Annotated in this window: 11 protein-coding genes; 1 reads left to right on the top strand and 10 read right to left on the bottom strand. The window is 72.1% G+C overall.

The genetic code is table 11. The features are described from left to right. Window positions 1–101: 101 nt before the first annotated feature. The 6 genes from ACZ6RC_RS14415 to ACZ6RC_RS14440 all read right to left on the bottom strand — a co-directional run bounded on the left by ACZ6RC_RS14415 (window position 102) and on the right by ACZ6RC_RS14440 (window position 6,468). Window positions 102–656, bottom strand: coding sequence for a DUF1697 domain-containing protein (locus tag ACZ6RC_RS14415; RefSeq protein WP_469582430.1), 555 nt, complete (start codon window positions 654–656; stop codon window positions 102–104). A 73-nt stretch (window positions 657–729) separates the two neighbouring features. Beyond that, window positions 730–1,932 carry a S8 family peptidase gene (locus tag ACZ6RC_RS14420; RefSeq protein WP_453612035.1) on the bottom strand — a complete coding sequence of 401 codons (1,203 nt, stop codon included), beginning with the start codon at window positions 1,930–1,932 and terminating at the stop codon, window positions 730–732. Between the two features lie 228 nt (window positions 1,933–2,160). After that, the gene (gene mgt / locus ACZ6RC_RS14425; RefSeq protein ID WP_469582435.1) at window positions 2,161–3,354 is read right to left on the bottom strand and encodes a macrolide-inactivating glycosyltransferase; all 1,194 of its coding nucleotides are present in this window, start codon (window positions 3,352–3,354) and stop codon (window positions 2,161–2,163) included. A 41-nt stretch (window positions 3,355–3,395) separates the two neighbouring features. Beyond that, window positions 3,396–4,703, bottom strand: a complete 1,308-nt coding sequence (locus tag ACZ6RC_RS14430; RefSeq protein WP_469582437.1) for an ABC transporter substrate-binding protein — start codon at window positions 4,701–4,703, stop codon at window positions 3,396–3,398. Beyond that, complete coding sequence (locus ACZ6RC_RS14435; RefSeq protein ID WP_469582872.1) at window positions 4,703–5,536, bottom strand: carbohydrate ABC transporter permease; 834 nt, start codon at window positions 5,534–5,536, stop codon at window positions 4,703–4,705. Before ACZ6RC_RS14435 ends, ACZ6RC_RS14430 begins: the two co-directional genes overlap by 1 nt. Window positions 5,537–5,538: 2 nt before the next feature. Beyond that, window positions 5,539–6,468 (bottom strand): carbohydrate ABC transporter permease, encoded by a 930-nt coding sequence (locus ACZ6RC_RS14440; protein WP_391142220.1) that lies wholly within the window; start codon window positions 6,466–6,468, stop codon window positions 5,539–5,541. Window positions 6,469–6,625: 157 nt separating this feature from the next. On the opposite strand from ACZ6RC_RS14440, the gene ACZ6RC_RS14445 reads away from it, so the two are divergent. Beyond that, complete coding sequence (locus ACZ6RC_RS14445; protein ID WP_469582439.1) at window positions 6,626–7,489, top strand: phosphotransferase enzyme family protein; 864 nt, start codon at window positions 6,626–6,628, stop codon at window positions 7,487–7,489. A gap of 49 nt (window positions 7,490–7,538) precedes the next feature. Here the strand turns inward: ACZ6RC_RS14445 and ACZ6RC_RS14450 are convergent, their stop codons facing one another. From ACZ6RC_RS14450 to ACZ6RC_RS14465, 4 genes are all read right to left on the bottom strand, one after another. Further along, on the bottom strand, window positions 7,539–8,261 hold the full coding sequence (locus tag ACZ6RC_RS14450) for an exonuclease domain-containing protein (protein WP_469582443.1): 723 nt from the start codon (window positions 8,259–8,261) through the stop codon (window positions 7,539–7,541). A gap of 97 nt (window positions 8,262–8,358) precedes the next feature. Continuing rightward, entirely contained in the window at window positions 8,359–9,612 is a 1,254-nt protein-coding gene (locus ACZ6RC_RS14455; protein ID WP_391141861.1) for an SAV2148 family HEPN domain-containing protein, read from the bottom strand. Between the two features lie 108 nt (window positions 9,613–9,720). Continuing rightward, entirely contained in the window at window positions 9,721–11,022 is a 1,302-nt protein-coding gene (locus ACZ6RC_RS14460) for a copper amine oxidase (protein WP_469582446.1), read from the bottom strand. A gap of 178 nt (window positions 11,023–11,200) precedes the next feature. Then, entirely contained in the window at window positions 11,201–12,031 is an 831-nt protein-coding gene (locus ACZ6RC_RS14465; protein ID WP_469582450.1) for a Tat pathway signal sequence domain protein, read from the bottom strand. Window positions 12,032–12,112: the final 81 nt, after the last annotated feature.

Here is a 12,112-nt window from a genome sequence, read left to right on the forward strand (position 1 = left end):
AGCGGCGGGCCGGTCGCGACTCCGTCAACTGGGCCATTCGATCCGGCGTGGGTGCGGGCCGGGCGCTCCGTGTGAGCAGGGGGCCGGGCGGGGGGCGGCGCTTAGGCGCGGGTCAGCTCGACCAGTTTCACGACGGTGTTCCAGTTGCGGGTGGTGGCGACGATGCCCTTGGTGAGGCCGGGCCGGGACAGCGCCTCGGCCAGCTTGGACCTGCCGAGGCCGTCGGGCGCGTAGAGGTAGAGGACGCGGTCGCCGAGCCGGAACTCCTCGGGGAGGAAGGCGGCCTGGTCGATCCCGGCGAGCCGCTCGGGTGCGACGGGTGCGGAGAAGTAAGTGGCGTGGAGCTGTCTGCCCTCCAGCTCGGCGGCGGGGAACGGGCAGGCGTCGGCCACAGCCGCGAGGTACTCCGCGTCGCGCACCAGGCAGTCGACGTGGAAGCCGAAGTGCTGCTCGACGGCGGCTTCGAGGGACTGCCGGAGCGTCTCCTCGTCCTGGTCGTCGGCGTCGGTGGTGAAGACGGCGTTGCCGCTCTGCAGATAGGTCCGGACGTCCCGGTGGCCGAGCTCTTCGAGGAGCGAACGGAGCTGCGCCATGGGGACTTTGCGGTGACCGCTCACGTTGATGCCGCGCAGCAGGGCGGCGTGGGTCGTCGTCATGGTCACACGATAGGACGGCCGTCGCGCCCCGTGGGGGAGGGCGCGGCGGCCGTCGGTCAGGCGAAGGGGGCCGCTACTCGACGATCTTGAGCAGCTTGTTGGCGGTGCCCTGGCTGGGGTTGGTGATCTTGTCGGCGGTGGCGCCGCCGACCAGGGCCTGGGCGACCTGGTCCGGGGTGGCGTCGGGGTGTCCGGCGAGGTAGACGGCGGCGGCACCGACCACGTGCGGGGTCGCCATCGAGGTGCCGGAGATGGTCTTCGTACCGGTGTCGCTGTCGTTCCAGGCCGAGGCGATGTCGGAGCCCGGGGCGTAGAGGTCCACGACCGCGCCGAAGTTGGAGAAGTCGGACTGCTCGTCGTTCTTGGTGGAGGAGGCCACCGTGAGGGCTTCCTGGACGCGGGAGGGGGAGCCCTGGCCGGCGTCGGAGGATTCGTTGCCGGCGGCGACGCCGAAGGTGACGCCGGCGGCGATGGCCTTCTTGACGGCCTCGTCGAGGGCCGGGTCGGCGCCGCCGCCCAGGCTCATGTTGGCGACGGAGGGGCCCTGGTGGTTCTCGGTGACCCAGTCGATGCCGGCGACGACCTGCTCGGTGGTGCCGGAGCCGTTGTCGTCGAGGACGCGGACGGCGACGATCTTCGCCTTCTTCGCGACGCCGTAGGTGGCGCCCGCGATGGTGCCGGCCACGTGGGTGCCGTGGCCGTTGCCGTCCTGCGCGGTGTTGTCGTTGTCGATGGCGTCGAAGCCGTCGGCCGCGCGGCCCTCGAAGTCCTTGTGCGTGACGCGGACTCCGGTGTCGATGACGTACGCGGTGACGCCCTCGCCGGCCTTGTCGGGGTAGGTGTACTTCGCGTCCCCGGCGGTGTCGGCCTGGTCGACCCGGTCGAGGCCCCAGGAGGGCGGGTCGGCCTGGGTGGCGTTGATGGTGAACTTCTTGTTCTGCACGACCTTGGCGACGGCCGGGTCGGCGGCGAGGCGCTTGGCCTCGGTCTCCGACATGCCGTTGACCGAGAAGCCGTTGACGGCCGAGTCGTAGCTGCGGCGCAGGGTGCCGCCGTACTCCTCGGCGAGCTTCCCCTTGTCGGCGTTCTCGTCCAGCAGGACGACGTAGCTTCCGGCGACCGCGCCTTCGGCTCCGAGTCCGTGGACGGTTCCTTCGGCGGGCGCGGTGGCCGCGCCGGCGAACGGGGTGGTGAGGGCGGTGACTCCGGTCGCGGCCGCTATCGCGGTGGCGACGACGATGAGCTTCGTCCGGCGAACTCGCTTGTGTGTAGCCATGAAGAGGGGTCTCCTCGTCAGCATTTGTGGGGGGTTGGGCCACTGGAGCGAAACTCTCCGGTAGCTGTGCTCGAAACCCTGACCGATTGACGAGTGCAAATCAAAGGGCCTTCACACACCTATGACTTATTCAACAAGCTTTCTTAATAACAAATCACGCATACTCCCATGAAAGGGACCATGCGCAAGGCCCCCGGTGGTCCCGGGGGTCTTCATCACCGCTGTCCGTCAGTGGAGTTCGGCCTCGATGAGGTCCGCGGCCCGGGCCGTGCCGCCCTCCTTCGCCATCCGCTCCTGGATCTCCTTGCCGCGCCGGGCCACCTCGGGATCCCCGGTCAGGGCCAGGACGGCCTCGCGCAGGCGCTCCGCCGTCGCCTCCTCCATCGGCACGTGCCGGGCCACCCCGAGCGACTGGAGCATGTCGGCGTTGCCGAACTGGTCGACGGCCTGCGGCACCGCGACCATCGGGGTCGCCGTGGCCAGTCCCTCCTGGCTGCCGCCGGCGCCGGCGTGGGTGATGAACGCGTCCGCCTGCTTGAGGATGGCCAGTTGCGGCACCCAGGACCGGGCCTTGACGTGGGCGGGCAGCGGGCCGAGCTCCGCGGGATCGACGAACTTCCCGATCTGCAGCACGACATGCCACTCGGGGAGGTCGGCGAAGGCCTCGGCGCAGGCGCGGTAGAAGTCCGGCTGTTTGGTGAAGGCGGAGCCCAGGGAGACCAGGAGCACCTTCTCCGCCCCGGCCGGCCGCTGCCACTCCCCCTGGTCCGCCCGCTCACCCTGGCAGGCCCCGACGAAGGTGAAGACGGACTCGTCGACCCGGTCGGCGTTCGGCTGGAGCGCGCGCGGGATGAGGACGAGGGCCCGGCGGGGGCGGGCGATGAGCCGGTCGGGGTGGGTCTCCACGCCGTGCTCGGTGAGCCAGGACGTGAACCGCGCGTAGTACGCCTTGCCCCGCTCGGAGGTCTTGAGCGCGGCGAACATGGGCTCGGCGACCTCTTCCTCGTACCCCTCCCAGGGAACGAGATTCGGCCAGAGTGCGACCGCCGGCACGCCCCAGCGGTGTGCGAGGACCGGCGCGGGGTACGCGGTGATGTCGTGCAGCACCAGGTCGGGCCGGTCGGCGTCGAAGGCGTCGGCGAGCTGGGGCAGCGCCTGGACGGCGTCGTCGAGGAACGGCTCGATGTTGTCGATCAGCTCCGTCCCCCAGGCCTCGGGGTCGTCGTCGGTGGGCAGGGTGGAGGTGTAGACGACGGGGGTGGCCCCGGTCGCGGCCACCTTCTCGGCGAAGGAGGCGGGGATGGCGTAGCTGACGCGGTGGCCACGGGCGACGAGCTCCCGGATCACCTCCAGACTCGGATTCACATGCCCGTGTGCGGCGATGGAGAACATGGCGATATGGGCGCGCGGCGTGGTGGTCATGCCCGAACCGTACGCGAGACGAGACGTCTCGTCCAGTCATTTCAGTCGCGCTGGTAGCGGGCGAGCACCAGGTTGCCGTCCTCCTCCAGCCTTGCGCGCAGCTCGTCGGCGTCGATCGCCCCGCTGTAGTACTCCTGGAACGCCGGCGTCGCCACCTTGTCCTTCCACTCGGCGTAGCCCCGCACCGACTGCGCCGGCGCCGGCCGCAGGTGCCGGGCCACCGCCGCGCCGGTCGCCCAGCCGTCCTTCGCCGTGTGCAGGGAGGGGTCGGCGAGCGCCGCCGTGCCGGTGGGCAGCATCCAGTCGCCCCGCGCGAGGCGGACCATGTTCGCCGGCCGGAGGAAGAAGTCGAGGAAGAGCGCCGCCTCCTTCTTGTGGGGGCTCTCCTCGGCGATGGAGAGCGTCTGCGGGCTCACCCCCTGCGCGAGCCCGTCCTCCCCTGCCGGCGCGGGCAGCACGATCCACTCGAAGCCCTTCGGCGCCTGCTGGGTGATCTGCTGCCGGTACGAGAACCCCAGCGGGACCATCGCGTACTTGCCGCCGAAGAAGCCCGGCAGGGTGTCCGAGCCGCCCGAGCCGAGTGTGGAGCGCGAGGCGGTGCCGTCGACGTCGACCTGGTCGTGGATGGTGCCCGGCACGACGCCGTCGGCCTCGGTGAAGCGGACGGTGACCTTGCCGTCCGCGCCCCGGTGGAAGAGCTGCCCGCCGGCCGAGAGACCCAGGTTGAGACTGACGGAGACCGGCTCCTTGAGCGGCCAGGCGACCGCGTACCTCCCCTCGCCCATGCGCGCCGTCAGCTCCTTGGCGACCTGCCGGAACTCCGCCCAGCTCCACGGCCGCTCCGGGGTGGGGACGCGGACGCCGGAGGACTCCAGGATCTTCTTGTTCGCCATGATCATGCGCGGTTCCTGGAGGAACGGCACGCCGTAGACCCCCTTGCCGAAGGTCGTCGTCCGCCAGCTGTGCGCGGGGATGTCGGCGCGCAGCCGGGCGGGGAGGAGGCCGGTCAGATCGGCGAGGTAGCCGCCGTAGGCGAAGTCGGCCAGGTCGTCGGAGGCGTCGTGGATGATGTCGGGCGCCTCGCCTCCCTCGAAGGAGGTGAGGAGCTGGTCGTGGACGGAGTCCCAGCTGCCCTGGACGTAGTCGACCTGGATGTCGGGGTGGGCGGCGTTCCACTCCGCCACCAGCTCCTTGTTGGCGTCGACGGACTCCTGCTGCCAGGCGAGGGACTGGAACCGGAGCCGTACCTTCCCGTCCTCCCTCTCGCCGTCCCCGGCGCAGCCGGTGAGCAGCAGGGCCAGCACGGCGGTCACGGCCGTCACGGCGGTGAGCGAGCGGGGCGGGCGCATCAGGACTTCACCGCCCCGGTGAGCATGCCGCCGGTGATCCGTTTCTGGATGACCGCGAAGACGACGAGCGAGGGGAGGGTGGCGAGGAAGGCGGCCGCGGCCAGCGGGCCGAGGTCGGCGACGCCCTCGGCGCCGAGGAAATGGGTGAGGACGACCGGCAAGGTCTGCTTCTCCGGGGTCTTGAGCAGGACGAGCGCGAAGAAGAACTCGTTCCACGCGGTGATGAAGGCGAAGAGCGCGGTGGCGACGATGCCGGGGGCGAGCAGCGGGGCGGTGACCGAGACGAGGATCCGGAGCCTGCCCGCGCCGTCGACGGCGGCGGCCTCCTCCAGCTCGGCCGGGACGGCCCGGACGTACCCCACCAGCATCCACAGCGCGAACGGCAGCGACCAGACGACGTAGACCATGACCAGCCCGGCGAGGCTGTTGATCAGGTGGAGGTTCTTGAGGACGAGGAAGAGCGGGATGATCACGAGGACGAAGGGGAACGCCTGGCTGACCACGACCCAGCCGGTGGCGGCGGTGGTGAGCCGGCCCCGGTGCCGGGCCATGACATACGCCATGGGGGTGGCGATGACGACGGCGATCAGGGCGGCGGAGAAGGCGGCGATCGCGCTGTTCCCGGCGGCCCGGAGCAGCGGCTGTTCGTCGAAGGCCTGCCGGAAGTTGGCGAGCGTGGGGTCCTCGGGGATCCAGGTGGGGTGGAGCGAGGCCAGCTCGGGGGCGGGCTTGAAGGCGGTGGAGATCAGCCAGAGGAACGGGAAGGCGAGGAAGACGAGATAGGCGAGGAGCGCGAGGTACTGTCCGGCCCGCGCGGGCTTGCCGGTACGGATGCTCACCGGTCCTGGTCCCCCTTCAGCCGTCCGACGAGATAGAGGGCGAGGAGCACGGAGATGACGGCGACCATCACGCAGCCCATCGCGGCGGCGTAGCCGAACTGTCCGTAGCGGAAAGCCTCTTCGTACGCGAAGAGCATCGGCAGCCGGGTGCGGCCGCCGGGACCGCCGTTGGTCAGGACGTAGACCAGGGCGAAGGAGTTGAAGTTCCAGATGAAGTTGAGCGCCGTGATGGCGAGGGCGACGGGCCGCAGGGCGGGCCAGGTGACGGTACGGAAGCGGCGCCAGGCGCCCGCGCCGTCGAGGGCGGCGGCCTCGTGGAGTTCGTGCGGAGTGTTCTGGAGCCCGGCGAGCAGGGCGACCGTGGTCTGGGGCATCCCGGCCCAGACCCCGACGACGATCACGGCGGGCAGCGCGGTCGCGAGCCCGGTGAGCCAGTCGCGCCCCTCCCCGAGGCCCAGGTCGCGGATGGTCTCGTTGAGGATGCCCGCGTCGGGGTTGTAGACCAGCCGCCACATGATGCCGACGACGACCTCGGGCATGGCCCAGGGGATGATCGCGAGCGCTCGGGCGAGCCAGCGGAAGCGGAGGTTCTGGTTGAGGAGCAGCGCCAGACCGAGGGCGAGCAGGAACTGCGGGACGGTGACGCCGACGGCCCACACGAGGCCGATCCGGAACGAGTCCCAGAAGAGCGTGTCGTGCAGCAGGTCCCGGAAGTTGAGGGTGCCCACCCACTGGGTGGGCTGGGTGCGGCCGGACTGGGCGTCCGTGAACGCGAGCGCGATGCCGTAGAGCAGCGGGCCGACGCTCAGGACCAGGATCGGGATCAGGGCCGGCAGCACCAGGAACCAGGCGCCGGGCCCCTGCCTCCGGTCCGGTCCCCGGCCGGCGGGCGCCGGTCGGCCGGACCGCTTCGGCGCGGTCACCACACTCACAGAGGAACCCCTCGGAGGACGTCTACGGCATGTGCAACGTTGCAACGGGCCCCGTCATGCTCCTGACGGGCCGTGGGTTCGTCAAGGCAACCTGCGTCGATGGGAGACTTTGGCTGATTCGCACACGCATCGGAGAGAGACGGAGAGACGTATGGACGAGGCGCGGGCACGGGAGATCCTGGCCGCCGCGGGACTGCCGTCCCGGGAGTCGGAGGCGTCGCTGCTCGCGCTGGGCGAGAACGCGGTCTTCGCGGCGGGCGACCGGGCGGTCAAGATCGGCCGGGACGCCGAGCTGCTGCCCCGCGCCGAGCGGGAGCTGGCGCTCGCCGACTGGCTGGCGGAGGCGGACGTCCCGGCGGTACGGGCGGCGGAACCGAAACCCCTCCTGGTGGACGGCCACCCCGTCACCCTCTGGCACCGGCTGCCCGAGGCCGTACGGCCCGCCGAGCCCCGGGACCTGGCCCCGCTGCTCCGCCGGGTCCACGCCCTCGCGGAGCCCACGGAGTTCACCCTCCCCCGCCGTGAGCTGCTCGGCGGGGTCGAGCGGTGGCTGCGGCTCGCCGGCGACGCGATCGACCCGGCCGACGCGGCCTTCCTGCGGGACCGCCGCGACTCCTTCGCCCCGGCGGCGGCCGCGCTCACCCCCCACCTCACCCCCGGCCCGATCCACGGCGACGCGCTGCCCCGCAACGTCCACGTCGGCCCCGACGGCCCCGTCCTGGTCGACCTGGAGACCTTCTCCTCCGACCTGCGCGAGCACGACCTGGTGGTCCTCGCCCTCTCCCGCGACCGCTACGGGCTCGACCCGGCGGCCTACGACGCGTTCACCGACGCCTACGGCTGGGACGTCCGCACCTGGGAGGGCTGCGCGGTCCTGCGCGGAGCCCGCGAGACGGCGAGCTGCGCGTGGGTGGCCCAACACGCCCCGACGAACCCGAAGGCCCTGACCGAATTCGAACGCCGCGTCTCCTCCCTCCGCGACGACGACCCCGAGGTCCGGTGGTACCCGCTCTGATCCGGGACCCCACTCCCCAGAGCGCGAGGCCGGAGCGTGCGCGCCCCCGTCAGTGCGGCGCCGGTGCCGGCTCCCGCAGGGGCCAGGACGGGTCGACGGTCGCGTCCGGGGTGCCCTTGCGGCGGAGGAAGGTCTGGAAGTCCTCCGCCCAGGCGCGGTACCAGTCGATCTGACGCTCATGCAGCTCGGCGGGGCTCAACGCGGCCACCGACGCGTGCCGGTCGGCTATCGCGATCGCGACCCGCACGGCGGCCAGGGCGTCGGCGGCCGCCTGGTGGGCCGCTTCCAGGACCACGCCGTACTCCCCGCAGACCGCTTCCAGCGTCCGCTTCCCCCGGCGGTACCGGTCGACGGCGCGGTCGATGGTGTACGGGTCGATGACCGGGCCGGTGGCGGCGCCGCCCAGTCGCTCGCCCAGCGAGGGCAGGCCGTGGCGGCGCAGTTCGGCGGAGAGCAGGGTCAGGTCGAAGGCCGCGTTGTACGCGACGACCGGGACGCCCCGCGCCCAGTACCCCGTCAGCGTCTCGGCGATCTCGTCCGCCACCTCGCGCACCGGGCGCCCCTCGGCCGCCGCGCGTTCGCTGCTGATGCCGTGGATCGCCGAGGCCTGGGCCGGGATGCGGATCCCGGGGTCGGCCAGCCAGTCCCGCTGCCGCACCACCCGTCCGCCGTGGACGCCGACGACCGACGCCGTCACGATCCGCGCCTCCAGCGGTTCCGTCCCGGTCGTCTCCAGGTCGAAGCCGACCAGCGTTTCCCCGTGCCAAGCCATCGGGACCTCCTTACGTGATCTCCCCCGTGGTGCTGAACACCCTCGCACGCGCCACTGACAACGCCCCCGGTCCAGGCCGCGGAGCGCCCGGGAGCGCTCAGGAGACCGGACGGGAGTCGAGCCACACCGACTCGAACTCCTCCCGGTACGTCTCGAAAAGTCCGTTGTCGCCGTCCCGGCCGTCCTGCCGTCCGGAGCGCACCACGTTCCGCCCTCCCCCGCGCAGCACGAGGACCGGCGCCTCCATCCCCCGGGCGCGCCGGAGATAGGACTGGACGACGCCGACCCCGTCCGGCCCGTCGCCGTCGACGAGGTACGCGGTGAAGCGGGGGGTCTCGTCGAAGACGTGGATCTGGAAGGCCCCGGGGTCGCGCAGCTTGGAGCGGACCCGTCGCATGTGGAGGATGTTCATCTCGACCGAGCGGCTCAGCTCGCCCTTCTTCAGGCCGAGTTCGCGCTCGCGCCGCTTCACGGCGCTGCTGGCCGGGTTGAGGAAGAGGAGCCGTATGCGGCAGCCGGACTCGGCCAGGCGGACCAGCCGGCGACCGGAGAAGTTCTGCACGAGGAGGTTCAGGCCTATGCCGGTGGCGTCGAGGCGGCGGGCCCCGCCGAAGAGGTCCTCGGCCGGCAGCTGCCGCTGGAGCCGGACCCGGTCGGGGTGGACGGAGACGACGTCGGCGTACCGGTCGCCGACGAGGTCCTCGACCGCGTCGACGGGCAGCCGGTCGGCGGACGGCACGCCGGCCCCGCTCCCGAGGATCTCCAGGAGCCGGGCGGAGGCGCGCTCGGACTGGGCGAGCACGGTCAGCGACAGGGCCCGGTTGCGGGAGACGACGTTGCGCGTCACCTCCAGCTCGTCCAGGGCCAGTTCGACCTCGCGCCGGTCGTCGAAGTACGGCTCGAAGCAGGGCCAGTGCTGCACCATCAGCTCGCGCAGCTGCGGGAGCGTGAGGAAGCTGAGGACGTTGTCGTCGGCCGGGTCGAGGAGGTATCCCTTGCGCCGGGAGACCTCCCGGACGGCGACGGCCCGCTGCACCCACTCCTGGCCGGCCGGGCCGGCCGCGGCCACCACCCACTCCTCGCCGTGCGTGGGCTCGTACACGGGCCGCAGGACCGCCGCGACCACCGCGCGCAGGCGCTGCTCGACGAGATTCAGCCAGATATAGGCGCGCCCGGCGCGCTGGGCGCGGGTGCGCACCTCGCTCCACGCGTCGGCGTCCCAGTCCAGCTCCGCCCCGATCTCCATCGGCCTGGCGACGGTGACCGCTCCGGGCGGCCCTTCGCCGGGGTCGGGGGAGCTCCCCTCGTGACCCGCGTCACCTGGGGGCAGCTCCAGACCTCCCGAGCTCACCCGCGCACCGCCTTCTGCTCCTGGACGCCCGTCTGACCAGTCCGACAAGATCAAGGAAGGGTACTCCGGGAGCGGGAGGCGGTGCAGCAGGATCGTCAGGCTGCTCGCTCAACTCCCCTGTTGGGGAGTGCCGTTCTGGTTGGCGAGATCAGCCGGAGTGAGCGGATTCATAGCGGTTACGTCCCTGGGCGCGAGCTGGAATCCCTGCCAGTGGACGGGCATCGGCTGCTGGTCCTCGTCCCGGGCGATGTGGTGGAACCCGATGTTGACCCAGACGGCCGGGTCGGTCAGCGTCTCGCCGTTGACCCACTTGTCCACGCTGTCGGGGGCGTTGGGGCCGCAGTTCAGGATGTTGTTGCTGGCGAACTGCTCGCAGGCGCGGCTCTGGGTGAAGTAGATGTCGTGCCGGGTGAAGCCGCGGCCGGCGTGGGTGTTGGAGGGGCCGGGCACGATCTCGTACGAGCGGGCGTGGCCGTCCTTGTTCTTGCCGTTCGCGCTGACCACGCGCCACCAGCGCATGTTCTTCGCGTCCCCGGCGAGTTCCTTGGTGACGGGGGTGCGGGTGGTCTTCACGGTCGGGCCGCCGCCCTGCGGGCCCGGTGCGGTGACCTTGGAGTCGTACTGCTCGATCCTGTCCTTGACGCTGCCATCGAGGCCGAAGTCGAGCCGCCAGAAGACGTTGTGGGCGTGGCTGGTGGCGTAGGAGCGGGCGCCCGGTCCGATGGGCCAGCCCTTGCCGTCGGTGGCGTTGTAGTCGAAGGGCGAGAGGCTGCCGGTGGCGCCGACGTTGGCGGCGATCGTGCCGTCGGAGGAGAACCGCCATTCGGTGATGTATTCGTACCAGGCGACCTTGTTCACGGTGTAGACGAGCAGGTCCTTGCCCTGGGCCTGCCAGACCTTGGTGCCCTGGTCGTTGGCCATGCGGTACGCGTGGCCGCGGGCGCGGGTGGTGGTGCACAGGCCGTTGACCTTGCCGACCTCGGGCACCTTCACGCTGGTGAGGGTGCCGCCGGGGCACTCGGCGGGCTTCAGGTTCTGCAGGCCCCAGCCGAATCCGGCGCCGGTGAGGTCGTCGTACTCGGCGTTGCCGTCGTCGTACGGCACGTGGATCTGGGCGAGCTTGGCGCTGTTGAGCACGCGGATGGGCGTGCTCGCGCTCTTGGGCTGGTAGGTGACCTTGTCCAGGACGAGGCCGGAGTCGGTGTCGTAGCGCCAGCACATGCGCCAGGTGGTGCCGCCGTCGAGCTTCTGCTCGATGCGGTACGCGGCGGAGCAGTCGGGCCGGGGCGGGGTGGGCGCGGCGGTGGCGGAGGTCGCCGGTCCGGCGGCGGCCGTGGCGGTGGCGAGCAGACCGGCCGCGGCGAGCACGGCGCCGTGCCGGCGGGCGCGCGCGAGCGATGGGGTGGACATGAGGACGAACTCCCTCGTACGGAAGTGCGGAAGGCGGACGGGCGCGCGGGTGGTCGATCCGCGCGGCGCCGTCCCCGGGCCGGGGGCGGGCGGGCCGACGGCGGCCGGCCCGCGCCGGGGCGCGGGGGCGGGTGGGACGGGTGGGTCGTGGCGTGGGGCCGGCCGGCGCGGGGCGCGGTCAGCCGACGCGGGTCACCGTCCTGGCGCTGAGGTCGACGATCAGGTTCCGGGTGTCGATCCAGGAGCCGTTGTGGATCTTGGTGACGAGCCGGACGCACCGGTGCCCGCCGCAGGCGGTGAGCGGTGCGGGCACCTTCGCCTCGCGGTAGGGGCGGTAGACGTCGCCGTTGAACCAGAGCTGGTCGGCCGAGGTCAGGGGCTTGCCGGTGGCGTCCTTGTAGTCCTCGCGGACACCCTTGCCGAGTGGGCTCTTCAGGATGAGCTCCAGGGCCTCGCGCAGCTCCTCGGGGTGGGCCGAGGGCTGGACGCCGCGCTGGGCGGCGGCGCTCTCGACCTTCCCGGTGTCGAGGTCGACGGTCCGGGTGATCAGCTCGTCGCGTTCGTAGTCGTAGAAGCGGACCTCCGCCCGGCGCGGCGCGGCGGGGTCGTCGGCCTCCTCGGGGCGCGGGTCGGCCAGCTCGGTGCCCAGGTGCTGCGGGCCCCGTGCCCCCTCGACGTCGCGCCGCGCGGCCCGGGCCGGCGGGGTCAGCGCCAGCGTCTCGGCCCGCTTCAGCTCGTCGTCGGTGAGCGGGTCGGTGCCCACCCCCTTCGTTCCCTCGGGCGGCGCGACGGCCAGGGTCGCGGGCTCCGGGGCGGCTCCGCCGTCGCCCGACGCGCCCTCCGCGGCCCCCGGTCCGCCGCCGCGCCCGCCGGCGATGCCGGCCCTCGGCGTGTCGTCGGCGCCCGCCGTTCCCGGCAGGGTGACGCCGACCATGACGGCGGTCCCCGTCACGGCCAGGGCCGTGCCCGCCACCACCTTCCCCAGATGGCGGCGCACTGATTCGTACACACTTCCCCCTCTGTTCCCCCACGTGCATGCGGTCACCCGGTAGGACGGGTCGAAGTCCTAGGAGGTTGCCCTTCTTTGCGG

This window comes from Streptomyces sp. NPDC048353, from assembly GCF_055587165.1.